This window comes from Tardiphaga sp. 813_E8_N1_3, assembly GCF_051811025.1.
Lineage (GTDB): Bacteria > Pseudomonadota > Alphaproteobacteria > Rhizobiales > Xanthobacteraceae > Tardiphaga.
Window position 1 is genome coordinate 934,417 of record NZ_JBPWQE010000001.1, and the last position, 25,833, is coordinate 960,249.

At 61.1% G+C, this 25,833-nt stretch carries 25 protein-coding genes and 1 tRNA gene; 24 read left to right on the forward strand and 2 right to left on the reverse strand.

Features of this window, described 5'->3' with window-relative positions:
* Positions 1–25 precede the first annotated feature (25 nt).
* From boxA to AB8A33_RS04470, 15 genes are all read left to right on the forward strand, one after another.
* On the forward strand, positions 26–1,219 hold the full coding sequence (gene boxA / locus AB8A33_RS04400) for a benzoyl-CoA 2,3-epoxidase subunit BoxA (RefSeq protein WP_439091595.1): 1,194 nt from the start codon (positions 26–28) through the stop codon (positions 1,217–1,219).
* 93 nt (positions 1,220–1,312) lie between these two features.
* Complete coding sequence (locus AB8A33_RS04405) at positions 1,313–3,202, forward strand: feruloyl-CoA synthase (RefSeq protein ID WP_439091596.1); 1,890 nt, start codon at positions 1,313–1,315, stop codon at positions 3,200–3,202.
* 626 nt (positions 3,203–3,828) lie between these two features.
* Positions 3,829–4,548, forward strand: a complete 720-nt coding sequence (locus tag AB8A33_RS04410; RefSeq protein ID WP_439091598.1) for an aspartate/glutamate racemase family protein — start codon at positions 3,829–3,831, stop codon at positions 4,546–4,548.
* A 75-nt stretch (positions 4,549–4,623) separates the two neighbouring features.
* On the forward strand, positions 4,624–5,484 hold the full coding sequence (locus AB8A33_RS04415) for a VOC family protein (RefSeq protein ID WP_439091600.1): 861 nt from the start codon (positions 4,624–4,626) through the stop codon (positions 5,482–5,484).
* On the forward strand, positions 5,484–6,605 hold the full coding sequence (locus tag AB8A33_RS04420; RefSeq protein ID WP_439091602.1) for a M14 family metallopeptidase: 1,122 nt from the start codon (positions 5,484–5,486) through the stop codon (positions 6,603–6,605). Before AB8A33_RS04415 ends, AB8A33_RS04420 begins: the two co-directional genes overlap by 1 nt.
* Positions 6,606–6,626: 21 nt before the next feature.
* The gene (locus AB8A33_RS04425; RefSeq protein WP_439091604.1) at positions 6,627–7,640 is read left to right on the forward strand and encodes a quinone oxidoreductase family protein; all 1,014 of its coding nucleotides are present in this window, start codon (positions 6,627–6,629) and stop codon (positions 7,638–7,640) included.
* Complete coding sequence (locus AB8A33_RS04430; RefSeq protein WP_439091605.1) at positions 7,637–8,062, forward strand: PaaI family thioesterase; 426 nt, start codon at positions 7,637–7,639, stop codon at positions 8,060–8,062. The genes AB8A33_RS04425 and AB8A33_RS04430 overlap by 4 nt, the downstream gene beginning before the upstream one ends.
* A 90-nt stretch (positions 8,063–8,152) precedes the next feature.
* Positions 8,153–9,727, forward strand: coding sequence for an ABC transporter substrate-binding protein (locus tag AB8A33_RS04435; RefSeq protein ID WP_439091607.1), 1,575 nt, complete (start codon positions 8,153–8,155; stop codon positions 9,725–9,727).
* 14 nt (positions 9,728–9,741) lie between these two features.
* On the forward strand, positions 9,742–10,710 hold the full coding sequence (locus tag AB8A33_RS04440) for an ABC transporter permease (RefSeq protein WP_315843670.1): 969 nt from the start codon (positions 9,742–9,744) through the stop codon (positions 10,708–10,710).
* Positions 10,711–10,713: 3 nt separating this feature from the next.
* Positions 10,714–11,559: an ABC transporter permease gene (locus AB8A33_RS04445; protein WP_093756969.1), complete on the forward strand. Its 846-nt coding sequence runs from the start codon at positions 10,714–10,716 to the stop codon at positions 11,557–11,559.
* Between the two features lie 7 nt (positions 11,560–11,566).
* Positions 11,567–12,589, forward strand: a complete 1,023-nt coding sequence (locus tag AB8A33_RS04450) for an ABC transporter ATP-binding protein (RefSeq protein ID WP_439091609.1) — start codon at positions 11,567–11,569, stop codon at positions 12,587–12,589.
* The gene (locus AB8A33_RS04455; protein WP_439091610.1) at positions 12,567–13,556 is read left to right on the forward strand and encodes an ABC transporter ATP-binding protein; all 990 of its coding nucleotides are present in this window, start codon (positions 12,567–12,569) and stop codon (positions 13,554–13,556) included. Before AB8A33_RS04450 ends, AB8A33_RS04455 begins: the two co-directional genes overlap by 23 nt.
* A gap of 24 nt (positions 13,557–13,580) precedes the next feature.
* Entirely contained in the window at positions 13,581–15,089 is a 1,509-nt protein-coding gene (locus tag AB8A33_RS04460) for a class I adenylate-forming enzyme family protein (protein ID WP_439091612.1), read from the forward strand.
* Complete coding sequence (locus AB8A33_RS04465; RefSeq protein WP_439091613.1) at positions 15,086–15,847, forward strand: SDR family NAD(P)-dependent oxidoreductase; 762 nt, start codon at positions 15,086–15,088, stop codon at positions 15,845–15,847. Before AB8A33_RS04460 ends, AB8A33_RS04465 begins: the two co-directional genes overlap by 4 nt.
* 224 nt (positions 15,848–16,071) lie before the next feature.
* A complete protein-coding gene (locus tag AB8A33_RS04470; protein WP_089266090.1) occupies positions 16,072–16,587 on the forward strand; it encodes an Lrp/AsnC family transcriptional regulator in 516 nt (171 codons plus the stop codon).
* Between the two features lie 517 nt (positions 16,588–17,104).
* Here AB8A33_RS04470 and AB8A33_RS04475 read toward each other — a convergent pair.
* Positions 17,105–17,179: transfer RNA gene (locus AB8A33_RS04475), tRNA-Thr, on the reverse strand.
* A 322-nt stretch (positions 17,180–17,501) separates the two neighbouring features.
* On the opposite strand from AB8A33_RS04475, the gene AB8A33_RS04480 reads away from it, so the two are divergent.
* The 5 genes from AB8A33_RS04480 (at position 17,502) to AB8A33_RS04500 (ending at position 21,417) form a co-directional block, all read left to right on the forward strand.
* Positions 17,502–17,723, forward strand: a complete 222-nt coding sequence (locus AB8A33_RS04480) for a hypothetical protein (RefSeq protein WP_439091615.1) — start codon at positions 17,502–17,504, stop codon at positions 17,721–17,723.
* 35 nt (positions 17,724–17,758) lie between these two features.
* Entirely contained in the window at positions 17,759–19,468 is a 1,710-nt protein-coding gene (locus AB8A33_RS04485) for an FAD-dependent oxidoreductase (protein ID WP_439091617.1), read from the forward strand.
* Between the two features lie 20 nt (positions 19,469–19,488).
* On the forward strand, positions 19,489–19,797 hold the full coding sequence (locus tag AB8A33_RS04490) for a UBP-type zinc finger domain-containing protein (protein ID WP_092145281.1): 309 nt from the start codon (positions 19,489–19,491) through the stop codon (positions 19,795–19,797).
* Positions 19,798–19,838: 41 nt separating this feature from the next.
* Positions 19,839–20,762, forward strand: a complete 924-nt coding sequence (locus tag AB8A33_RS04495; protein WP_439091618.1) for an alpha/beta fold hydrolase — start codon at positions 19,839–19,841, stop codon at positions 20,760–20,762.
* A gap of 148 nt (positions 20,763–20,910) precedes the next feature.
* Positions 20,911–21,417 (forward strand): hypothetical protein, encoded by a 507-nt coding sequence (locus tag AB8A33_RS04500; RefSeq protein WP_439091620.1) that lies wholly within the window; start codon positions 20,911–20,913, stop codon positions 21,415–21,417.
* A 31-nt stretch (positions 21,418–21,448) separates the two neighbouring features.
* Here the strand turns inward: AB8A33_RS04500 and AB8A33_RS04505 are convergent, their stop codons facing one another.
* Positions 21,449–22,120 carry a TetR/AcrR family transcriptional regulator gene (locus AB8A33_RS04505; protein WP_439091622.1) on the reverse strand — a complete coding sequence of 224 codons (672 nt, stop codon included), beginning with the start codon at positions 22,118–22,120 and terminating at the stop codon, positions 21,449–21,451.
* 101 nt (positions 22,121–22,221) lie between these two features.
* Between AB8A33_RS04505 and AB8A33_RS04510 the strand changes: the two genes are divergently transcribed.
* From AB8A33_RS04510 to AB8A33_RS04525, 4 genes are all read left to right on the forward strand, one after another.
* Positions 22,222–23,157: an SDR family oxidoreductase gene (locus AB8A33_RS04510; protein ID WP_439091623.1), complete on the forward strand. Its 936-nt coding sequence runs from the start codon at positions 22,222–22,224 to the stop codon at positions 23,155–23,157.
* Between the two features lie 42 nt (positions 23,158–23,199).
* On the forward strand, positions 23,200–23,865 hold the full coding sequence (locus tag AB8A33_RS04515) for an epimerase (protein ID WP_439091624.1): 666 nt from the start codon (positions 23,200–23,202) through the stop codon (positions 23,863–23,865).
* Between the two features lie 126 nt (positions 23,866–23,991).
* A complete protein-coding gene (murA, locus tag AB8A33_RS04520) occupies positions 23,992–25,281 on the forward strand; it encodes a UDP-N-acetylglucosamine 1-carboxyvinyltransferase (RefSeq protein ID WP_439091626.1) in 1,290 nt (429 codons plus the stop codon).
* 18 nt (positions 25,282–25,299) lie between these two features.
* Positions 25,300–25,746 carry a DUF2948 family protein gene (locus AB8A33_RS04525; RefSeq protein ID WP_439091628.1) on the forward strand — a complete coding sequence of 149 codons (447 nt, stop codon included), beginning with the start codon at positions 25,300–25,302 and terminating at the stop codon, positions 25,744–25,746.
* Positions 25,747–25,833: the final 87 nt, after the last annotated feature.

Sequence of the window (25,833 nt, forward strand, 5' to 3'; positions counted from 1 at the left end):
CTCGATGGCGCGCGTGGGATTTGTCATGAATGCCCCTTTCAAACAGCACCTGATCGATCCAGAAATCTGCATCAGGTGTAACACCTGCGAGGAGAGCTGCCCGGTCGATGCGGTGACACATGACGACAACAACTACGTCGTCAACGCGGAGATCTGCAATTACTGCATGGATTGCATCTCGCCGTGTCCGACCGGCGCGATCGACAACTGGCGCGTCGTCGCGGCGCCGTATTCGCTCGACGAGCAGTTCTCCTGGAGTGACCTGCCGGCGCAGGAGGAGATCGCGAACAATAGCCCCGGCGCGGGCGCCATCGAGGCGCTCGAGGATGAGATCGGCGCGTTGCTCGAAGAAGCACGCAAAGGGCTGGGCGGCAAGGCCGTCGCGCCGCTGTCATCGAGCAAGGCGTCGGTCAATCTTTATAACCGCGGCAAGCCCGCACTGGCCACGGTGACCGGCAATTTCCGGCTCACCCACGCGACGGCCGACTCCGACGTGCGCCACATCATCCTGGATTTTGGCGAGCAGCCGTTTCCCATCCTCGAAGGCCAGAGCATCGGCATTGTCGTGCCGGGCCTGGGCGCGGACGGCAAGCCGCATCAGGTGCGGCTCTATTCGATCGCGAGTTCGCGCGATGGCGAGAAGCCGAACACCAACAATCTGGCGCTGACCGTGAAACGTGAGGTCGGCGGGCTCTGCTCGAACTACCTGTGCGATCTGCCGCGTGGCGCAAAGGTCGAAGTCACTGGGCCGTTCGGTGCCACCTTCCTGCTGCCGAACGATCCTTCGGCGAATGTTCTCATGGTCTGCACTGGCACGGGCTCTGCGCCATTCCGCGGCTTCACGGAGCGCCGCCGGCGCGCGATGCCTGGTGCGCCCGGGCGGCTGCTCCTGTTCTTCGGTGCGCGCCGTCCCGAGGAGCTTCCTTATTTCGGTCCGCTGCAAAAGGTCCCGGAGGAGTTGCTGGGCAAGCACTTCTGCTATTCGCGCGTGCCGGGCGAGCCACGGATCTATGTGCAGGATCGTATCCGCAGCGAAGCTGCTGCGATCACGTCGCTGCTGCGCGACGCGCAGACCCACGTCTATATCTGCGGGTTGAAAGGCATGGAGAGCGGCGTTGAAGAGGCGTTTGCGGATATCTGCCGCGCCGCGTCGATGGATTGGTCGGATCTGAAAACAGTGATGCGCGGCAGTGGGCGCTATCATGTCGAGACGTACTGATCGACGTTGTGTCCGATCCGTGCCGGCAACGACCGTTTCGATTGAACAGCCCGGATAAGAACAAAGACGGGTACATTATGGGGGAGAGAAGCGATGGTTCTGGACCGCGACAATGCGGCTGGCTCAGGCAGTCCATTTTTTTTGACGCCGTCGGTTGATGCAGAACAGCGATCCGACGGTACGATCCTTCTTCGATCCGATACAGCACTGTGCCCCTACGCGCGTTGTGTCGGGGACTGGCTCGAGCATTGGGCACAACAGGCACCGGAGCGGACCTTTCTGGCGGAGCGGTCCAGTCCGGATTTGCCTTGGGTGACGCTGAGCTATGCCGAGACGCTTCGGCGCGTGCGTGGCGCGGGGAGCTGGATTCTTGCACAGGAGATGAGTGCGCAGCGGCCCCTCGCAGTGCTATCGGACAACGGCATCGAGCATGCGGTTCTCGCCCTGGCAGCGATGCATGTCGGTGTGCCCGTCGCCGCGATTTCTCCGGCATATGCGCTGATGTCGAAGGATTTCGAAAAGCTGCGTGGTGCGATTCAACTTCTAGATCCCGGTGCCATCTTCGTCTCGAACTTGCATCAGTTCGGTCCGGCCCTCGCTGCGATCGCCCCGTTTCACACTGCTGCTATCATCGGCGGTGGCGCGACCGCCGGAGAGGTGTGGTCATATGCTGATGTGGTCACAACGCCGGTGAGCGCAGCCATCTATCATGCCTTCGCAGCGGTCCATGCAGATACGATCGCCAAATTGCTGTTCACGTCGGGATCGACCGGCGCGCCGAAGGCGGTCATCAATACCCAGCGCATGCTGACCTCGAGCCAGCAGGCCAAGGCACAGACCTGGCCGTTTCTCGAAACTCAGCAGAGTGAACTCGTTCTTCTCGATTGGCTGCCCTGGAGTCATACCTTCGGCGGAAATCACAATTTCAATATGGTGCTGCGCAACGGCGGAACGCTGTACATCGACAGCGGCAAGCCCGCGCCCGGATTATTCGCGACGTCGATCGCCAATCTGCGCAGCGTCATGCCGACGGTCTATTTCAACGTGCCGCGTGGCTTCGACATGCTTATTGCAGCCCTGCGGAAGGACGATGGGTTGCGAGAGCGATTCTTCAGTGAGGTGAAGTTCGTCTTTTATGCCGGTGCGGCTCTGCCGCAGAGCACTTGGTCGGCGCTGGAGACACTCTCCATCGAGACAATAGGACGCCCGTTGCCGATGGTCTCCGCCTGGGGTTCGACGGAAACATCGCCACTCGCGACCGACTGTCATTTTCAGGCGCCACGATCAGGCAATATAGGCGTGCCGATTCCCGGCACAGAGCTAAAGCTCGTGCCATCGGCCGGCAAGTTCGAGGTGCGGGTGCGCGGCCCCAATGTGACGCCGGGCTACTGGAAGGCGCCGGACCTCACCGCGAAAGCTTTTGATGCGGACGGCTTCTATCTGATCGGCGACGCCGTTGCATTTGCAGATCCGGCTCATCCCGAGCAGGGCTTGCTGTTCGACGGGCGCATCGCCGAGGATTTCAAGCTGACATCAGGCACCTGGGTCAATGTCGGAACGCTGCGCGTGGCAGGAATCTCCGCGTTGACGCCGCTGGTCCAGGACATTGTCGTGGCCGGCCATGGTGGCGAGGATGTGCGCTTCCTTCTCGTTCCCAACCTGGCTGCCTGCCGCGCGGTGTCCGGCCTGCCGGAATCAGCGAGCATCGATGTCGTGCTTGGCTGCGAAAATGTGCGTTCGTCTATAGGGGAAGGGCTCGCAAGACTGAAGGCGGCAGGCGGAGGGTCTTCCACCTATGCAACTTGTGCGCTGTTGCTGGCAGAGCCGCTATCTGTCGATGGCGGCGAAATTACTGACAAGGGCTACGTCAATCAGCGTGCCGTTCTGGCGCGCCGTGCAGCCGACGTCGAAGATCTGAACAGAGGGTTCTCGGGTCGCCTGATAATCTGCGCGAGTATCGAGCAATACGCCCGTCATGCCTAGCCGGGATGTCCAGAGCTCGAACGATGCATTGGGACAATAAAATATCGCGTTGATGGTGAAGGCATCGGGTCGAGCGACCGCACACGACACTCTGTCGATGCGATCAACTGTCACATGCCGTGTCATGTCGTCGTCACACCCCAGCGCGGGCGCCGTGGTCAAATATGGCGCTCTTCCCCAGAGCACATGGACCGGCGCGAGGGCATTCGCGCGCTCCACGAGGTCGCCTTTCCCTCCAGGAGGCGACCTCGTTTGTGTCCGATGAACGGCTCATGCGGAGTGTTCGCGGAACGTGTCCGATCCGTATGCGTGTTAAGTTGCACCGAGTTCTATTCCTGGTGCAGACCGAACTCCGGCATTCTTCTCACACAGTGAGATTTCACGCGACACACACGGGCAATTCCCGGCGCTGCACGTCGTTGCATCATTTTGGTCTGTCAGGGCCCGACGAAGAAACGTTGATGCGACGGATCGAAAAATTTGAAATCCTATTCCGCCGATCGCTCGAACTATGAAGTTTCTTCTCAGGCAAACTGAGTATGATGACCGCGATCCGCAATCGGATTGCGCGGTGCTGATGCTATCGTTCCGTCAAGCACATCGACTGGACAGAGCGAGCAATAGTAATGCGGACGATTGGTTTGATTGGTGGAATGAGCTGGGAAAGTACTGCTGTTTACTATCGCCGGCTGAATGAGCAAGTCCGCGCCGAACTCGGTGGGCTCCACTCCGCGGATATTCTGATGCGTTCGATCAACTTCGACGCGATTGTCAACTTGCAGAAACAAGGGCGTTGGGACGAGGCCTGTCAGGTTCTCGCTGACATCGCACGCGATCTGGAAGGAGGCGGTGCTGGTTGCATTCTGATCTGCACGAATACAATGCACAAGCTTGCCGACGAAGTGCAGCAGGCAGTGTCGATCCCGCTTCTTCACATTGCCGACGTTACCGGTGCTGCCGTGAAGGCTGCAGGGCTGCAGCGGCCGCTACTTCTGGCAACGCGTTACACGATGGAACAGGAGTTCTACGTGTCGCGGTTGCGCGATGGTTTCGGGCTCGATCCCGTCATTCCGCCTGAAGATGACCGCGCGTTCATTCACGACATCATCTTCGATGAACTGTGCCAGGGCGTCGTTCGCGAAGAGTCGCGCCGTCTCTATCTCGATGCGATCGCGCGCGGAAAGGCGCGGGGCGCCGATGGCGTGATCCTCGGATGTACCGAGATCTGTCTGCTGGTCGGCCCCGAGCACATCGATCTCCCGGTGTTCGATTCAACCATGCTGCATGCGGATGCGGCGCTCGCCTTTTCGATGTCGAAAGAAGAGCCGCGACCACGTGCTGCATGACACTGACGTGATCGATGTTTGGATTGGCATCGATCTTGCTGATCTCACCAACCTGGAAGGCAACGAGGCTTTCGTATGAGTGATATGCGCACCGTTCAACGTCAGGTCTTACCTGTGCTCGATCACGTCGTCCTCAACGTGATGGGCCAGCTTGATGAGGCGGCTGCGCAATATGTGCGCCTCGGCTTTCAGTTGACGGAGCGCGGTCATCATACGCTCGGCTCCAGCAACAATCTGGCGATCTTCGGCACGAACTATCTCGAATTGCTCGGCTATCTGCCCGGTCGCGAAACCATGCGGGCCGATCTCTGGGCCCATCCGCCGGGTTTGAGCGGACTGGTGTTCAAGTCGGTCGATGCCGATCTGGTCTACGCGACGCTGAAGGACAACGCGGTCCCCGTGATGGAGCCGATGAGCTTCGCGCGACCGGTGGAGTTGCCGGACGGCGCCCAAGATGCGCGTTTCAAAGTCATCCGCGTGGCGGGCGACGAAGTGCAGAACGGCCGCACGTTCTTCTGCCATCATGATACGCCGGAACTGGTGTGGCGCCCCGAATGGCAGACGCATGCCAATGGTGCCACTGAAATCGTCGAATTTGTCATCGCCTCGCAGCAGCCGGCACGCACCGCGACGCTCTATGAGCGCATGTTCGGCGCGCCGCTGCTGACGCCGACAGACGGCGGCTTTTCGTTCAGGGCCGGTGCCGCGACGATTTTCGTGCTCGATCCTGCCGCCGTGGCCGACCGCTATGCCGGCGCGGCGCTGGTCAGCCAGGACGGCACGGACCGCATGGTCGCGCTGGTGTTCAAGGTCGCGTCGCTCGATACGCTGCGTAGTGTGTTTGACGCGGCCGGCATTTCCTTCAAGCCCTATGCCGGCGGGATTATCGTGTCGCACACCGACGCTGCCAATGTCGCCCTGGGGTTCACGGCGTGATGGCGGCGTTGCTCAACGATTTTACCCGCAGCTTTGCGCTCGACTATGACGGCGCGCGCGTCAAGTTCCGCAGCGCCGCGGATGACCTCGGGGCCGAGTTGACCACCTACACCCATCCGGATCGCAAGGGGCCGGATGGCCAGGATCTGTGCATCGATGCGGCGCGGCTCGGCGATCCGCGTGCACCGTCGCAACTGGTGAGCCTCAGCGGCACCCATGGCCTCGAAGGTCTCAGCGGGTCGGCGGCGCAGATCGGCTGGATGCAGAGCGAGTTTGCGCGCGCTCTCCCGCACGGCGTGTCGGTGCTCCTGGTCCACGCGATCAACCCCTATGGCTTCGCTTGGAGCACGCGCACCACCGAGAACAATGTCGATCTCAATCGCAACTTCATCGATTTCTCCACTCCCCGTCCGGGCAATCCGGGCTATGCGAAACTCTATCCGCATCTGCTTCCGGAGGACTGGACACCGGCAGCCCTTCAGATCTACGCCGACGCCGTCGAAGCTTTCAAGGACGCGCATGGTGACGACGGTCTGTTCGACACGCTGGCGCGCGGGCAGTACGACTTCCCGGATGGCTCCAATTATGGCGGCGCCGGGCGGGAGTGGTCCAATCTGGCTCTGGAGACCGTGGTTGCCGATCATCTCGGTGCGGCCGAGCGCGTCGGCTTCATCGATTGGCATACTGGCATCGGTGATTTCGGCGAGTCCTTCTTTCTGTGCTTCAACCCTGAAGGTGGCGCGCTTCATGCGGAAGCCGTGCGCTGGTGGGGGCGTGACCGCATCGTCGGTCAGAAGCCGAACAGCTTCGCGCGGCCCAATTATCAGGGACTCGTGTTTCACGGCATGACCAGGTTCCTCGGCGCGCGACCAATGGTCGGCGCTGTGATCGAATTTGGCACGCGAGGTACCAAGGTTCGCCGCGCTCTGCAGCTCGATCTCTGGCTGAAGTTCAAAGCCGAGAAAGACAGCGAGCGCGTTCGCATGCTGCGCGCAGACCTGCACGATTGCTTCGTGCCCGTGTCGTCGCACTGGCGTGAAGAGACCACAGAACAAGCCATTTCCATCACTCAACAGGCGGTGGAGGGGCTGGCAAGCTGGTCCCTCTCTGCCGCAGCCTGAACCAACGGAGCGAGATAGATCATGCGAGCAGTTGTCCTTTACGAACACGGCGATAACGATAAGCTGCAATTCACGGCGGATTATCCGACGCCGAAGGCCGGCGAGGGCGACGTTGTCATCCGCGTGCGGGCATCGTCGATCAACTATCACGACGTTTTCACCCGCCGCGGTATGCCCGGCATCAAGGTGCCACTGCCTGTCATCATTGGCCTCGACGTGGTCGGTGAGATCGCCGAACTTGGCGCGGGCGTCACTGGCTGGAACATCGGTGATCGCGTGCTGATCGATCCGGTCAACCGCGTCGAAGGCGGCTTGATGGGCGAGACCCAGGATGGCGGCCTCGCCGAATTCTGCCGCGCCAAGGCGCATCAGCTCGTCATGATTCCGGAGGGCGTCAGTTTCGAGCAGGCTGCGGCACTCCCGGTCGCTTATGGCACTGCGATCCGTATGATGAACACCATCGGCCAGATCAAGGCTGGCGAGAAGGTTCTGATCCTGGGCGCCAGTGGCGGCGTCGGCGTGTGCTGCGTCCAGCTCGCCAAGCTGGCCGGCGCCTACGTGATCGCCTGCGCCGGCAGCGAGGAGAAGGGCAAGCGGCTCACGGAGCTCGGCGCGGACGAGATCATCCTCTACACGCAGTCCGACTTAATGAAGACGATCTATGAGCGCCACGGCAAGCCGCATCGCCGTCGCTTCGTCGAAGGTGGCGGTGTCGACGTCGTGGTGAATTTCACCGGTGGCGACACCTGGGTCAAATCGCTGCGCTGCCTCAAGCTCGGCGGCCGCATTCTGACCTGTGGCGCCACGGCAGGTTACTCACCGACGGAAGATCTTCGCTTCATCTGGACCTTCGAGCTGGAGATCAAGGGCTCCAACGGCTGGGAACGCGACGATATCACCAAGCTGTTCGATCTCGTCGCAGCCAAGAAGCTGCAGGTGCTCATCGACAAGACCTATCCGCTGGAACAGGCGCACGAGGCTGTCAAAATCATCGAGGATCGTGCGGTATTCGGCAAAGTCGTGGTGACGCCGTGAGCAAGCCCGACGTTAAGATCCTGACGGCTGCAGAGATCCAGCAGATGCTGGATGTCTCTCCCTTCAACCTGTTTCTCGGCCTTGAGGTGATCAAGGCCGATCCCGAGAAACAGGAAGTGACGATGCGTTCGCCGATGCGACCGGAATTCGAACGCCGGCCGGGCTCCAAGCAGTGGCATGGCGGCGTCATTGCCTCGGTTATCGACACGGTCGGTGATTTTGCTGTCGGCATGATGGTGGGGCGCGGCCTTCCGACCGTGAATTTCCGGGTCGACTACCTGAAGCCGGCTGTCGATACCGACTTGGTCGCAGTGTCGCGGGTGCGCCGAGCCGGCAAGAGCGTCGGCGTCGCCGACGTCGATGTATTTGACGAGAAGGGTGCGCTGCTCGCCATCGGCCGGGGCACCTATTCCACGCTTTAAGCAAAATAACAGCAGGAACGGGCGACGGGGCCGGTTCCTGTTTGCAACAAAGGAAGAACAATGAGCGGTTTTAGCAGACGTGATTTTCTGATGACGACAGCCGGCGCCGTTCTGGCGTCCGGCTTCGCCGGCTCTTCCAGTGCTGCAACAGCCACGCCGAAACGCGGCGGTACGCTGGTCGGCACATGGGGCGGATTTGAACCGCAATCGCTGTTCGTTCCAGCGGGCGGCGGCTCCAGCCCGTATTTCACTTCGACGAAGGTGTTCGAGCGGCTGATCCGCCTGACTGCCGATCTCAAATTCGAACCGGTGCTGGCTCTCGGGATCGAACCGGCAGAGGATTTTCGTAGCTACACGATCAAACTACGTCCGAACGTCACCTGGCATGATGGCAAGCCGTTGACCGCGGACGATCTGGTCTTCAATGCGATTCAATACTGGAAGCCAATCTCTGCCGGCGTCACACTCGATGCGCTGCAGACCGCAGAGGCCGTGGATCCACTGACCGTGGTGCTGAAATTCAAGGTGCCGGTGCCAGAGTTCTTCCTCAAGTCCGTGCTGGCCGGCAAGGCCGGTCTCGTCATTCCCAAGCATATCTATGACGGGTCGAACATCATTACTAACCCGGTTAATAACACGCCGATCGGCACTGGTCCGTTCAAGGTCAAGGAGTGGGTGCGCGGCAGCCATGTCGAATATGCCCGCAATGACAACTATTGGAATGCTGGCAAGCCCTATCTCGACAAGCTGGTGATCCGCTGGTGGCGAGATCCGGCGTCGCGGTCGGCTGCATTCGAGGCTGGCCAACTTGATATAGGCACGTTCAATCCGATCCCTGCGCCGGACATCGCGCGTCTGACGGCAACCAAGAAGTTCGTTGCCGAGACCAAGGGCTATTCGAATTCGGCGTGGATCACGAGTGTCGAGTTCAACCAGCGTCGCGAGATCTTCAAAAAGCGCGAGGTGCGTCAGGCTCTGCTTCATGCGATCGATCGCAGCTTCATCGCGGATACTGTTTTCTTCGGTCGCGCGCGTCCCTCGCTTGGCGCGCTCCACTTCTCGAATTCGATCTTCTTCACCAAGGACGTCCAGGATTATCCGTTCGACGTCAAAAAGGCCGCGGCGTTGCTCGATGCCGCGGGTTACCCGGTGAAATCTGGCTCGCGCTTCAAGATGAGCCTGGTATCGGCTGGGTGGTTCGAGGAAAACGTCAAGATTGGTCAGTACTTGAAGCAGGCCTTCGAGGACGTCGACATCACCGTCGATCTGGCTATCCCCGATCGCGCGACCTCGCTGAAGCGCATCTACACCGACTATGACTACGACGTCGCGGTGTCGAACAATTCAGCCAGTATCGAGCCGATCCCGCAGACAACGCAATATTACACGACCGACGGCATCGTGAAGGGCGCCGCCTTCCGTAACGCCACCGGCTATTCCAATCCGAAGATGGACGAGATCGTCAGCAAGATGGCGATCGAGACCGATGAGAAGAAGCGCGTATCGCTGGTGCACGAGTTCGACAAGCTCGCAGCGAGCGACGCGCCGGTCCTTCCGATGGTCGACCTTGAACCCGTGACGATCGCTCGTTCTGATGTCCGCGATCATTCGCTGACAGCGGACTTCATGGGCGAAAGCTGGGCCGAGGTCTGGCTGGACCGCTGAGAGCGGAGGCAAACGTGCGTCGCATCATCATCCGCAGGCTCGTGCAAATCATTCCGCTGATCTTCGCGGTCATTGTGATGAATTTTGTTCTGATTCATCTGGCGCCGGGGAGTCTGTTCGACGTCATGACGTCCGAACAGCAGATCACCGATCCGAAGATGCTGGATCAGCTGCGTCACACCTACGGCGTCGATCAGCCGGTGTCGGTGCAGCTTGCCAAGTATATCTGGTCGGTGATGCGGCTCGATCTCGGCTATTCGTACCGGCAGAATGCCCCGGTGTTCGACGTGATCATGCAGCAGCTGCCGGCGACGTTGATCCTGATGCTAGCGGCCATCGGGATCGCGCTGCTCGTTGGCGTCACGGCCGGCGTGCTGGCGTCGATCAAGGTCAACACGATCTGGGATAATCTGATCTCGCTCGGTGCAGTATTCTTCTTCGCTGCACCGAGCTTCTGGCTTGGCATCATGATGACGGTGATGTTCGCAGTGAAGCTCGGCTGGTTTCCGGTCGGTGGCATGCGCACCATTGGTGTGGACGAGAGCGCCATCGGCGCTGTGCTGGACGTCATGCATCATCTCGTCCTTCCCGCAACAGCACTAGGGCTTTTCTACGCCGCAACCTTCGCGCGGGTGATGCGGGCCTCAATGTTGGAGGTGGCCCGGTTGGATTTCGTGCGAACGGCCCGTGCCAAGGGCCTGTCGGGCGGTCGCGTGGTGCTGGCACACGTAATGCGCAACGCAATGTTGCCCATCGTCACCCTGCTGGGATTGCAGCTTGGCACCATGCTCGGCGGCAGCGTCGTCATCGAGGCCGTGTTTAGCTGGCCCGGCATCGGCAGCCTGCTGTTCGACAGTGTGATGAGCCGCAATTTCCCCATGGTGCTCGGCGTACTCGTCCTCGGTTCACTGCTGGTCGCCGTCTGCAATGCCACGGTTGACTTGCTCTATCTGCGGCTCGATCCCCGCATCAAGGCGAGGTAGGCCATGCTGACATTGTTCTTCGATTTTGCCCGGCGCTTTGCCCGCAACCGCGCGGCGCTGGTTGGTCTGTTTCTCGTCCTGGTCGTCGTCGGTGTTGCTATTGCCGCGCCATGGTGGTTCCCGCGTAACCCGCTTCGTATTGTCGGGCGGCCGGAGATCTGGCCCTTCATGTCGTCGCGTTATCCGCTCGGCACGGATTCTCTGGGCCGTGACATTGCAGCGATGATTGCCCACGGCGCCCGCACCACGCTTCTGATCGGCCTCTGCGCCAGCCTGACCGCCACCATCATCGGTATCACCGTTGGCGCTACTGCGGCTTATGTCGGCGGCTGGGTCGATGAGCTGCTGATGCGCCTGACCGAATTGTTCCAGACCATCCCGAACCTGATCTTCGTGCTGACCATCGTGTCGATCCTCGGGCAAAAGATCGAATATGTCACCATCGCCGTGGGTGTCGTGACCTGGACGCCGATCGCGCGGCTGACGCGTGCAGAGTTCATGTCGCTGCGCGATCGCGAATTCGTGCAGGCCTGCCGCGCCATGGGGATGGGCAGCCTGCGGATCATGTTCGGCGAGATACTGCCGAATGCATTGCCGCCGGTGATCGTGCTGTCATCACTCGTCGTTGCCGGAGCCGTTCTGTTCGAGTCCGCTGTGGCATTCCTTGGGCTCGGCGATCCCAATGTCACCAGTTGGGGGCAGCTGATCGGGGACGGCCGGACGCTCATTCGCTCGTCCTGGTACATTTGCGCAGTGCCGGGTCTCGCGATCATGCTCACTGTGCTGGCGCTCAACCTTGTGGGCGATGGCCTCAACGATGCGCTTAACCCCAAGCTGCGGGACCGCTGAGATGATCATGGGCAGCAAAGCCGTTCCAACGCCAATTCTCTCAATCGAAGACCTGCAGGTATCGTTGTTCACCCGCCGCGGCGTCTTGCCTGCGGTAGATGGGCTGTCGTTGACAGTCTCGGCCGGCGAGACTCTGGCCATCGTCGGTGAATCCGGTTGTGGCAAGTCGTTGACAGCGCTGGCGATCATGCGGTTGTTGCCGAACCCGCCCGCAAAGATCGTCGGGGGCGCCGTCCGCTTCATGGGGCGTGATCTCGCTGCCCTGTCCGAGCGCGAGATGCAGCGGGTCCGCGGCAAAGACATCTCGATGATCTTCCAGGATCCGATGACGTCGCTGAACCCCGTGGTGGCGGTCGGGGATCAGCTGATCGAGGCAATCAGGCGCCACAATGACGTGTCGCGTCACGAAGCGAGAGACCGCGCGGTCGAGTTGCTGCGCCAGGTGCGCATCCCGGATGCGGAGCGCCGCCTCAACGACTATCCGCACCATATGTCCGGCGGAATGAGCCAGCGCGTCATGATTGCCATGGCGATTGCCTGTGGGCCAAAGCTCCTGATCGCGGACGAACCGACCACGGCGCTCGACGTCACCATCCAGGCGCAGATTATCGAGCTGGTGAAGGAGCTGCAGTCCAGCTCCGACATGGGCCTTATCATCATCACCCACGATCTCGGCGTGGTCGCCGAAGTCGCTGACCGGGTGGCCGTGATGTATGCCGGCCGCAAGGTCGAGGAAGCGCCGGTGGAGGCATTGTTCGAGCGGCCGCTGCATCGCTACACGCGCGGGCTGCTGGGGGCGACGCCATCGGCACAGCGCCGCCGGGGCAGCCGCTTGGTCGAAATCACGGGCAATGTGCCGGCACTGTCCGATTTGCCGGAAGGCTGTGCCTTCCAGAACCGTTGTCCCGATGTGTTCGATCGCTGCCGTGCCGAGCGGCCGCAACTGGCGCCGTTGCTGCCGCACCGTTCCGTCGCCTGTTTTGCTGCCGAGAAGGAGTTATCGCGCGATGCCGCTGCTATCGGTGCTTAGTCTCTGCGTCCAATACCAGAGCGCACAGGGTGTCGTGCGGGCGGTCGACGATGTGAGTTTCGACCTCGAGCCCGGCGAGACCGTTGGTCTGGTCGGGGAATCCGGCTGCGGCAAGTCGACGCTCGGCAAGGCGATCATGCGCCTTGTGCCGACGTCCGACGGACGCGTCTTCCTCGATGGTGACGATGTCACGCGGATGCAGGCCGGCGCATTGAAGGCCTCGCGAAAATCGATGCAGATGATCTTCCAGGATCCCTATGGCTCTCTCAATCCCCGCCACGACGTCGGCACCATCGTAGGTCAACCGCTCAGCGTCGCCGGCTGGTCGCGCCGTGACATCAAGGATCGTGTCATTGAGCTGATGGGACAGGTGGGCCTGCCGGCCGATGCGATGCGGCGCTATCCGCATGAGTTCTCTGGCGGTCAGCGCCAGCGTCTCGGCATTGCGCGTGCACTTGCGCTCAAGCCCAAGGTAATCATCTGCGACGAGCCGGTATCTGCGCTGGACGTTTCGGTGCGCGCGCAGGTCATCAATCTGCTTGAGGACCTCCAGCAGGCAACGGGCGTGTCGTATCTGTTCATCTCGCACGATCTCTCGGTCGTCGAGCATATTTCGGACCGGCTGATCGTGATGTATCTCGGTCGTATCGTCGAAACAGGCCGCAGCGAGGACGTCTGGGATAGACCGGCGCATCCTTATACGGAGGCATTGCTCGCCGCCGCGCCGATCGCCGATCCGCGCATTGCACAGAGCCACGCTCGGAGCGTGCTGCAGGGCGAGTTGCCAAGCCCGCTCAATCCGCCGCCAGGCTGCAGCTTCAGTACGCGCTGCCCCTATGCACAGGCGCTGTGTCGCGAGGAGCGACCGATGCTACGCGATGTCTCCGATGGCCGCAAGGTGGCTTGTCACTACGATCTACTTGAACAACCCGCGGCGCTGCCGCGGGTTGCGCGGGTAGCCAATTGAGTTCTCAGAAGTGGAGCATAGCCAATGCGGTGGAATAATCTCGGTGACCTGATCGATCGCAGCGGTGACCTTGATCGGGAGGCGGTCATCGATCTGATCGATCCCGCGCATCCCAGGAGCTACACGCACCGTCAGATCGATGAGATGGCAAACGGGGTCGCCCAGTATCTTGTCGATAACGGTTACAAGCGTGGCACACATATCGCGATTCTGTCGCTTAACCGCGCCGAATACATCATGTGCTATTTCGGCATCATGCGCGCCGGCTGCATCGCTGTTCCGGTCAATATCAAGGCCGCGCGCGACACCGTCGATTTTGTGATGGACGACGCGAAGATCGCGCTGGCCTTCGTCGACAATGCCAACCGACCGATGGTGCGCGACGGCATTCCCATCATCAGTTTCGACGACAGCGGCCCAAGCGGCTTTACTGCGACCATCAAGCCCGCAGGGTTTACCGCCGTCGAGACGACGCGGGAAGAGGTCGGACAAATGCTCTACACCTCCGGCTCCACCGGTCGGCCCAAAGGCGTACCGCTATCGCATTACGGACAACTCTGGGCGATCTCGACACGGACCAGCGGTGCGCTCAATCAGGATGATCGCTACATCATCGCGCAGCCGCTGTTTCACATGAATGGTCTGTTCGCCATCAAGACGATTTTCGCTCAGAATGCGTCTGTGCTGGTGCTGCCGTCGTTCGAGACCCGCAGTTATATTGAGGCCATCGCCAAGTACAAGGTGACCGCCGCTACGGCCGTTCCCACCATGTGGGCCCGTGTCGTCAAGGAAACGGAACTGCTGGCGAAGAATGATATCACCTCGGTTCGTCGCCTGATGCTTGGATCGGCGCCGATGACCATGGGTCTGTGGGACAGGATCAAGCAGGCACTGCCCAACGTCGTGATGACGATGGGCTACGGTACTACGGAAGCGGGGCCGGCTGTGTTCGGTCCGCATCCCGACAAGATTCTGACGCCGCCGTTGGGCTTGGGCTATCCGATCCGTCTGGAGGATGTCCGGCTCGTCAACGGCACCGAGAATGAAGGCGTGTTGTTGATGCGGAATCCAGCAGTGCTGGATCACTATCATAATCTGCCGCAGCAGACCGCCAAGGTGTTGACCGATGGTTGGTATTACAGTGGCGATGTGATGCGCCGCGATGCCAACGGCTTCTATTTCTTCGTCGGCCGTGCCGATGACATGTTCGTCTGCTCCGGCGAAAACATCTATCCGGGTGAAGTCGAGAAGCTGTTGGAACGTCACCCACAGGTCCAGCAAGCCGCGGTGGTGCCGTTGCCCGACGAAGAGCGTAGCCAGGTGCCGGTCGCCTTTATCGTCACCCGCGAGCAGCCCACGCCGAGCTTCGACGATATCCGTCAGTTCGCCATCGCCAATGGTCCGGCATATCAGCACCCGCGACGGGTTGAGTTCGTCCACGAACTGCCGTGGGCGGGCACCAACAAGATTGATCGCAAGGCGCTGATCGATCGGGCGCGCAGCCTGGAAGCCAGTCACGGCTGGTCCGCATGAGCGGGCTGGCGGGGAAAATCGCGCTGGTTACTGGCGCAAGTCGGGGAATTGGTCAGGCTATCGCACGTCGCTTGGCGAAGGATGGTGCAACCGTGGCGGTCCATTACAACGCCTCGGTCGATGCGGCGAATGAGACTGTGGCGGCCATCACCGCCGCTGGCGGGGACGCCTTTCCGATCAAGGCTGATCTTTCGGAACGCGGTGGCGCAGCAGCCTTGGCCGCGGATCTAGGTGTCGAACTGACCAAGCGTTATGGCAGCCCTGCATTCGATATTCTCGTCAACAACGCCGGCGTCGGAAAGCGTGCGACCATCGAGGATATTTCCGAGGACGACTTCGATCTTCTGCTGCAGACCAATCTGAAATCGCCGTTCTTTCTGATCAAGGCACTGATGCCACATCTTCGCAATGGCGGACGTATCATCAATATCTCGTCGATGGGGACACGTTCGGCCTATCCGACCATGGCCGCCTACGCGCCGGCCAAAGCGGGTCTGGAAGCGCTGAGCCGTTTGCTGGCCGTTCATCTCGGCGGTCGACAGATCACGGTGAATTCCGTGATGCCCGGTGCGACGGCGACGGACATGAACATCGTCGCGCGCGATCCGGTGGCCAGCCGCGCAGTGGCTGAGACAATCGCGCTCGGCCGGGTCGGGCAACCCGACGATATCGCCAGGGTCGTCGCCTTTCTTGCGTCGGACGAAGCGGGCTGGGTCACTGGCCAGCAGATCGATGCTAGTGGCGGCCAGCGGCTATAAGAGGCCGCGCATTCAATCAACGCGCCGATATCACGATACGCGGCGGCGCATTCATCTTAGCGCTGCGTTAGCGGGGGCGTCGCTTTTGACGCCAGCCTGCCGCTCGAATGCGCAGCGGTGACAATTGTTTATGCTCGCGAACTTTCAAATCTCGCAATAGCATTGCGTCACGATGGCAATGAACGGCAGAAATATTCTGCGTACACCTTTCATCGGAGGCAACTATGCTCGACGAGCTCGACCGCAAAATTCTCGCGGCACTCCAGGTAGACAGCAGCCTTTCAATGCAGGACCTGGCTGATCGCGTTGGCCTGAGTTCCACGCCGTGTTGGCGTCGCATCCAGAAGCTCGAAAGCTCTGGCTACATCAAGCGACGCGTTGCACTTCTCGATGCAGACAAACTGAATTTGGGTGTCAGCGTTTTCATCGCCGTGCGAACGAACCAGCATAACGCGGAGTGGGTTCAGCGTTTCCGGAAAATCGTCGTCAGCTTCCCCGAGGTGGTCGATTTCTATCGCCTGAGCGGCGACGTGGATTATCTGATCCGGGCTGTGGTCTCGGATATCCGGGCCTACGACGATCTTTATCAGCGGCTGATCGCCAAGATTGATCTGCATGATGTGTCGTCAATGTTCACGATGGAGCAGATCAAGTCGACGACCGAATTGCCACTCATGAATGCTTTGGTGAAGCAGGGGCGGGGCGATATATCTTCGGCGGCGCATTCCCTGTCACATTGAGATGCCGCCGTTGGATAGATCGCGGCTGTTACTGCGTTTCGTTTCCGTGCGTTTCGCGTTGAAGCAGGGCGGTTTGGGTCACAGTGCATTGGTTGCACGCGAGATTGAAGCTCGAAGCATGGCCCGATTGAAGGGAACGCCCATCTTCGCCGTTACGCCGTAGGCGGTAATAAGTGATCCCTCTGTCCCGGCTGGCACCCGGGTTCCGTTGCCAGTCAAACACGTGGAGGGGGCGCAGCTAGCTGCATGAGAGGCGGCCCGAAAAGGGCCTAGGGTAGTGACTTTCGGTTCACTGAACTGCTCCTGGAACTCGGCATGGGGGCAGATTTTTCACTCGTCGCGACCTCTCGCTGGTGCGCCGCCACGGGACGCTTGCCAAATTCGTGTCACGCTCGCCGTATATTCGCGGTTTGTTCCGTCGTCTGGCGGTAAACGCGAGCGCGGCGGCGGTGTTGCGAAAGGCACCGCAAACTCTCGAATTGATGTGCAATTACAAGGGGATTGGACCCAAAGGGGCTGGTGCTGCCAGACAGGATTGAACTGTCGACCTCTCCATTACCAATGGAGTGCTCTACCACTGAGCTACGGCAGCATGCTGGATGCAGGAATCAGCCTCGAGGGCGCCTACCAAGCGGGGCGATCCTTGCCACAAGGTCACGGGCGGCGCAAGCGCGGGTGGCACTTAGAATGCATCATTATAACAGGGGTGTGGTCGGCCTGTTGCGGTTGCAGCCGCCTTGCGCTTCGCCATTGGCGAGTCGATCCGGTTCCCCATGGCCTTGATAACCGCCGGCAGAGCCTTCATTGGCCGGACCATCACCTCGAAGTCGATATCTCGCGTGATCCGTTGAAGGCGGTTATGTATGGGTCACAGGATCCAATCTGGCGCATCTGTGCACGCCATTCGATCGACCATGACAGCCATGACCGATACGCCGAGCAAACCCGCCAAGGAAAGTGCAGCTGCCCGTCAGGACAGGCTGCGCCAGGCGCTGCGTGAAAATCTTAAGCGCCGGAAGTTGCAAATGCGCGGGCGCGCCAGTCAGGCCGGCGATGCCGTTGCAGTCGAGGCGTCATCGGATGCCGATAAGATACAGGACTTCTGTTCAAGACCCGTCGATCCCGATCGGGATTGATGGCACCTGTCCGCCGCGTGAGCATGCGAGTTTAAATGTCATCAGAATCCCAGGCATCATCCAGCGCCGAGCTGCCGGTCTATGCGCCGCGGGCGGCGCTGCCACGTCACGATCAGACTTTTCCCGTGCTGACGGCGGCGGAGATCGAGAGGATGCGCCGCTTCGGTGAGATCCGGCATTACAAGGATGGCGATTGCCTGTTCGAGACCGGCAAGCCGGGTCCCGGCATGTTCGTGGTGTTGTCCGGACATGTGACGATCACCCAGCGCGACGGTTTCGGCCGCATCACGCCGGTGGCCGATCAGTGCACTGGACAGTTCGTGGCCGAGATCGCGCAACTGTCGGGCCGCGTTGCGCTGGTTGACGGTCATGCTGAAGGCGATGTCGAGACGCTGCTGATTCCGCCGGAACGGCTGCGCGCGCTGCTGATCGCGGAAGCGGATCTGGGCGAGCGCATCATGCGTGCGCTGATCCTGCGTCGTGTGAACCTCCTACAGGGCAGCGGTGGCGGTCCGGCTTTCATCGGCACCGCCAATTCCAGCGATGTCATCCGCCTGCAGGGCTTTCTCAGCCGCAACGGCTATCCGCATCATCTGCTCGATCCCGCAACGGACAAGGATGCCGCCGATCTGATCGCGCGCTATACGCCGTCGCCAGAGGATCTGCCGCTGGTGGTGGTGGCCGACGGCACGGTGCTGCGCAATCCGTCATTCTCCGAACTGGCCCGCGCGATGGGCATGATCAGCCATATCGCCAAGGGCAAGACCTATGACGTTGCCATCGTCGGCAGCGGACCTGCGGGCCTGTCCACCGCGGTGTATGGCGCGTCGGAAGGTCTGTCGATCGCGGTGTGCGATGCCAAGTCATTCGGAGGACAGGCCGGCGCCAGCGCGCGGATCGAGAATTATCTCGGTTTCCCGACCGGCATCTCCGGCATGGCGCTGACGGCACGGGCCTTCAATCAGGCACAGAAATTCGGCGCCGATATCATGATCCCGGCGGCCGTGAAGTCGCTGGACTGTTCACGCAAGGACGGATTGTTCGCGCTGGAGTTGGATGATGGCGATGTCATGCGTGCCAAGGCCATCGTGGTGGCATCGGGCGCACGCTATCGACGGCCGGATATCGAGCGGCTCGCCGATTTCGAAGGTCGTGGCGTCTGGTACTGGGCATCTCCGATCGAGGCCCGGCTCTGCAGGGAGCAGGAAATCTATCTGGTCGGTGGCGGTAATTCGGCGGGGCAGGCGGCGGTGTTTCTCGCGAGCCAGGCCAACAAGGTGCATATGGTGATCCGCGGCGGCGGCCTCGGCGCCAGCATGTCGCGCTATCTGATCGAGCGCATCGAGGCGACACCGAATATTGAGCTGGTCTTCAACACCGAAGTCGTGGCGCTGGAGGGGACGCAGGAGGCGGGGCTCGAACGGATCTGCACCCGCAGTCGACTGTCCGGCGAGGAGTCGTGCGCGGACATCCGCAATCTGTTCCTGTTCGTCGGCGCCGACCCCGCCACCGAATGGCTGGCGGATTGCGGCGTCACCCTCGATCGTCATGGCTTCATCATCACCGGCATTCCCACCAATGGCCGCAGCGTGCAGGCGCTGGAGACGTCGGTGTCCGGTGTCTTTGCGGTCGGTGATGTGCGCTCGGGTTCGGTGAAGCGTGTCGGTGGCGCGATCGGCGAGGGCGCCCAGGTGGTGGCGGCGCTGCATGGTTTTCTCGGCGATACGGCCACACCGACCCTTTGAGCTCATAACGGGAGATCATCATGCCCAAAGGCTGCACGCATATTTCCGGCATCCGCGATGTGACGCCCAGCGCACTCGGCTGCGAGGAATGCCTGAAGACGGGCAGTATGTGGGTGCACTTGCGGATCTGCCGGACTTGCGGTCATGTCGGCTGCTGCGACGATTCCCCGAACAAGCACGCGACCAAGCATTTCCACGCCACGAAGCATCCGATCATCGAAGGCTACGATCCGCCCGAAGGCTGGGGCTGGTGCTATGTCGATGAAGTGATGTTCGATTTGTCGGATCGAAAGACTCCGCACAACGGGCCGATTCCGCGCTACTATTGATATCATCGCCCGACGCGGGCGGACGTTTCAGCGGGGAAGTAATGCTTATCTTCACGATTGGACGCCGGGCTTTGCTCGGCATGCTGGTGGCCGTCCTGGCGGCGCCATTTCTTTCCGCAGCCGCTTCAGCGCAAGCCCCGCAAAGCCGCTTTGCTACAGTCAACGGCGTCAAGCTGCACTATTTCATTGCGGGCAAGGGCGATCCGATCGTGCTGTTGCACGGCTATGCCGAGACCAGCCATATGTGGCGCCCGCTGATCGCGAAACTTGCGGCCAGTCATACGGTGATCGCGCCAGATCTGCGTGGCTTCGGCGATTCCGACGCGCCGGCTGATGGCTACACCAAGGCGGCGATGGCGCGCGATATCCATGCGCTGGTGGTCGGCCTGAAATATCCCAAGGTGAAAATTGTCGGGCACGACATCGGTCTGATGGTCGCCTATGCCTATGCTGCGCAATATCCGGCCGAGGTCGATCGTATCGCGCTGATGGATGCGTTCCTGCCCGGCGTCGGCGACTGGACCCATGTCTGGCTGCTGCGCGATCTCTGGCATTTTCATTTCTACGGCAAGACGCCGCTGGCGCTGGTAGCGGGCCGCGAGCGCATTTACCTCGAACACTTCTGGAATGATTTCGCGGCGGACCCGAAGAAGTCGGTGCCGGAAAAGGACCGCGTGTTTTACGCCAAGGCCTATGCGAAGCCCGGCCACATGGCAGCCGGTTTCGAGGTCTTCCGCGCTTTTGAGAAAGATGCCGCCGAGTTTGCTGAACTTGCCAAGACCAAACTGCCAATGCCGATGCTGGTTCTCTCCGGTGAGAAGGCCGGTGGGTCCTTCCTGATCGAGCAAGGGCGCCTCGTCGCCAGCAATGTGGACGGCGTTATCGTCAAAGGCTCAGGCCATTGGCTGATGGAAGAAGCCCCCGATCAGGTGATCCCGAAACTGGTTGAGTTTCTCAACAAGTAGATTGCGCGGTTCTATTGATCGAACGCGAAAGTCTTGAACGAAACGCCGCCTTGCACGCAAATCTATATGATGACTATCAGCCAAAAACCATTGGCAAGTTCTCGCGCCGCACCCTAAGATTTGAAAAGTTCTAAAGCAGGGGTGCATCATGGTCTTGGGAATGAGCTTGGCAACGTTCACGTTGCTTCATGTGGTGATCAGCCTGATCGGCATCGTCGCGGGCCTTGTTGCAATGGTCGGGTTGCTGAAGTCAAAGCCGATGCCCGGCTGGACCGGTCTGTTTCTGCTAACGACGATCCTGACCAGCGTGACCGGCTTCTTCTTCCCGGTCGAAAAACTGCTGCCGTCGCATGTCATCGGCATCATTTCGCTGGTGCTGCTGGCGGTCGCCTGTCTAGCGCTGTACGGCCAGAAGCTGGCGGGGCCCTGGCGCTGGATTTACGTGCTGACCGCGATGATCTCGCTTTATTTCAATGTGTTCGTGCTGGTGATCCAGAGCTTCCTGAAGGTCCCGCCGCTGCACGCGCTGGCACCGAGCGTGCCACCCAGCGAGCCGCCTTTTGCGATCGTTCAGGGCATCGTGCTGGTGTTTTTCGTCGTCACGACCTTCCTCGCGATCAAGAAGTTTCGCCCATTGTCGGGCGGCTTCGCTTGATCGCAGGGCGGCGATCTTTCGCCGATAATCGTTAGGCTTTGCCTTTTCGGGCGGGCGATTCTCCGAGGATCGCCCGTATCTCACTGAAGGTGCGCTTCACAAGTGCCTCGGGTCTTTCGCTTGCGCCCTGCGCCAGCCAGATCTCGCCGCCGATCCGCATCGCGCCCGTCGTGATCATGGCGACCAGCCGCGCCTGTAATTGACCGGATTTATCCTTCGCGCGGTTGCCGAGCGCAGCAGCGATGGCGCGCTCCATCTTCTCGTATTTCCCGTGGTCGCGCGCGCGCAGCGCGGGATTGCCGTGCTTCAATCGCGCCATGGCGATCGCCTCGGAGCTCTCGAGCTGCTGCGCCATCGAGAGCAAGGCATTTTCCGCGGCCAGCAGCATCGGCTCGTCCGTGGGCCTTGCGGCGATCGCGGCCACAAGGAAATCCGTGCTGGCATCCTGCCACGCCAGAACGAGGTCTTCCTTCGACGCGAAATAATGGAAGAAGCTGCGGCGCGAGATCTCTGCGGCGGCCGCAATGTCGTCCAGCGTCGTTTCCTCGAAACCGCGCTTGAGAAACAGCTCCATCGCGACCTTGGTCAGCCGCTCTCGCGTCTGCTGGCGCTTCCTTTCGCGCAGGCCGGTCGGCAGCGCAGCAGGTGCCGCAACCGATTCCGCTTCTGTTTTCCTCGGCTTAGCCGGCATCCTGGCGGTCACAACAATCCTCGATCTGCACCTATTGCAAGTTTGCACTGAGTGCACATTTATGTCCCGCGGCCGCGCCGCGCAACGATTCTCGATCCTGGGGAGATATAAGCATGACGGACTGGAGCATCGACCATATTCCGCCCATGACCGGCAAACTGGCCGTGGTGACCGGGGCGACAGGCGGCCTCGGCTTCGAGACGGCAATGGCGCTGGCAGGCGCAGGCGCAGAAGTGGTGCTGACTGGCCGTAGCGACGCCACGGGGAGTGCTGCGATCGAGCGTATCTGCGAGCGACATGCCGATGCGATCATCAGCTATGAGCACCTCGATCTCGCCAGTCTGGATTCGGTCGCTACTTTCGCGCGCCGTTTCGATGCAATGTATGCGTCGCTTGATCTCCTGATTAATAATGCTGGCGTGATGGCGCTGCCGACGCGCCAGACCACTGCCGACGGCTTCGAGATGCAGCTCGGTACCAATTATCTCGGTCACTATGCGCTCACCGCGCGTCTGCTCCCGGTACTTCGCCGCAACAAGGCACCACGGGTGGTCAATCTCAGCAGTATGGCGCATCGTTCGGGCCTGATCGATTTCGACGATCTCCAGGGCGCGACGTTCTACAAGCCCTGGAAAGCCTATCAGCAGTCGAAGCTGGCGATGCTGATCTTCGCGATCGAGCTTCAGCGGCGCAGCGATGCCGCAGGCTGGGGTCTGATGAGCAATGCCACGCATCCCGGTTACGCGCTCACCGATCTCATTCCGAACGGTCCCGGCAGCGGCGGCTTGATGGGGCTCGGAAGCTGGTTGCTGCGTCCGCTGAGCCATTCAGCGGCCGCCGGTGCCTTGCCCACACTGTTTGCGGCTACCTCACCCGATGCGAAGCCAGCTGGCTATTACGGCCCGAACGGCTTCTACGAATTGAAGGGGCCACCGGCTCCCGCGAAGATCATGCCGCGGGCGCAGGATGCCGCCGTCGCTGCGCGGCTGTGGGAAGTCTCCGCTGCGCTCACTGGCACGTCGTTCGATCAGGTCGCGATTGCCGCCTGATTGCGCCGCTCGATCAACTGTCAGTCATCCAAAGGAATTCCAATGAAAGTCATTCTGTTCGGTGCGACCGGCATGGTCGGGCAAGGCGCACTCCGCGAGTGCCTGCTCGATCCCGATGTCGAGAGCGTGCTCGTGGTCGGCCGCAGCCCCACCGGGCGACGCGATGCAAAACTGCGTGAGATCACGCATAGCGATCTTTTCGACCTGTCGGCCATCGCGCCTGACCTGACGGGGTATGACGCCTGCCTGTTTTGCCTCGGGGTTTCTTCGCTGGGTATGAGCGAGCCGGACTATCGCCGGGTCACCTACGACATCACCCTCGCGGTGGCGAAGACGCTGGTGCGGCTCAATCCGGCGATGACCTTCGTTTATGTCACCGGCCAGAGTACTGACAGCACCGAGCAGGGCAGCGTGATGTGGGCGCGGGTCAAGGGCAAAACCGAGAACGACTTGCTCAAGCTGCCGTTCAAGGCGGCCTATATGTTTCGTCCAGGCGGCATCCAACCGCTGCATGGCGTGCGCTCGAAGACTGCATGGATTCAGGCCATTTACACGGCTACGGCGCCGCTCTGGGCGCTGCTCAACCGGCTCGCCCCGAAATATGTCACCACGTCCGAAAATATCGGCCGCGCCATGATCCGGGTGGTTCGCAACGGCTATCCGAAGCCCATTCTGGAGACACTGGATATCAATCTGGTCGGAGCGTAAACGGGCCGATTCGGCCCTTTTTCAGATTTGCTGCAGGCCTCATCGAAAAACCGCAAATTTCGACACTTTTGCTTTAAAGAGGCCATCCGCCCTATAGTCAGGGCACAGCAATCAGCGGGAATCGGTATGGATCGCATTCGCATCGTCGGCGGCAGCAAACTCAATGGCACGATCCCGATTTCGGGCGCCAAAAACGCGGCGCTGCCATTGATGATCGCCGGTCTGTTGACCGACGAGACGCTGATTCTCGACAACGTGCCGCGTCTGGCCGACGTCGCGCAGTTGCAGCGCATTCTCGGCAATCACGGCGTGGACATCATGTCGGCGGGCAAGCGCCCCGGCGATCATGAATATCAGGGCCAGACCCTGCATATCTCCGCCGCCAACATCATCGACACGACAGCGCCCTACGAGTTGGTCTCGAAGATGCGCGCGTCCTTCTGGGTGATCGCGCCGCTGCTGGCGCGCATGCATGAAGCCAAGGTCTCGCTGCCAGGCGGCTGCGCCATCGGCACCCGTCCGGTGGATCTGCTGATCATGGCGCTGGAGAAGCTCGGCGCCGACCTCACCATCGACGGCGGCTATGTCATCGCCAAGGCTCCCGGCGGCCTCAAGGGGGCCGAGATCGATTTTGCGAAGGTCACTGTGTCCGGCACCCATGTGGCGCTGATGGCCGCGACGTTGGCCAAGGGCACGACCATTATCAACAACGCGGCGTGCGAGCCGGAAATCGTCGACGTTGCCGACTGCCTGAACAAGATGGGCGCGCGCATCTCCGGCGCCGGCACCACGACGATCACGATCGAGGGCGTGGCCAAGCTGAATGGCACGCGCCACACCGTGCTGCCGGATCGCATTGAGACCGGCACCTATGCCATGGCGGTCGCCATGACCGGCGGCGACGTGCAGCTCTCCGGCGCACGGCCTGAACTGCTGCAGGCAGCGCTCGACGTATTGGTCGAAGCAGGCGCAACGGTGACGCCGAACAACGACGGAATCCGCGTCGCCCGCAATGGCGCCGGCATCAAGCCGGTGAACGTGTCGACGGCGCCATTCCCGGGTTTCCCGACAGATCTTCAGGCGCAGTTGATGGCGCTGATGACCACGGCAAAGGGGTCGTCGCATATCACCGAGACGATCTTCGAAAACCGCTTCATGCATGTGCAGGAGCTGGCACGCTTCGGCGCGCGGATTCACCTCGACGGTGAAACCGCGACCATCGACGGCACCGCCAAGCTGCGCGGCGCGCCCGTGATGGCGACCGATCTGCGCGCCTCGGTCTCTCTGGTGATCGCTGGCCTCGTCGCGGAAGGCGAGACCATGGTCAACCGCATCTATCATCTCGATCGTGGCTTCGAGCGGCTCGAGGAAAAGCTGTCCGCCTGCGGCGCCACCATCGAGCGCATCAGCGGATAGGGTTCTCTAGGGGGCGTCGTGACGGGTCAACGCAAGCTAATTGCACTGGATGCCGACGACCTCGCGGTGATTTCCGCGCATGTGCAGGATGCCGCCGTTAATGTCGGCGACATTATCTGGCGGCAGAGCGAAAAGCGGCTGGTGGTCGGCATGAGCCGGCTCGACTGGGACCAGGCAATTTCGGGTGAGGTGACGCCGCGCCGGCTGGTTTCGGCGCTGCGCTTCGACCGCGTGCTGGCCTGCAAGTCCCGCGATATCGATCTCGACACGCCCGATATCGCGCTGGAACTGTTCGGCATCGAATTCCATCCTGGCGAGGCGCCGAGCGGCAGCGCGGTCCTGATGTTTGCCGGCGGCGGTGCCCTGCGGCTCGACGTGGAGTGCCTTGAGGTCGAACTGGCCGATCTCGGCCCGGACGATCTGACCAGCGATGCCGGTACCGAGGCTTCCGGTCTGGACGCCTGATCCGCTATTCATCCTTTCCATAGCAGCACAGGGTTGACGGCCCTTTGCCGCCGCGCCATTGAGCAGGGGGCCTTGGCCGGCAAGGCC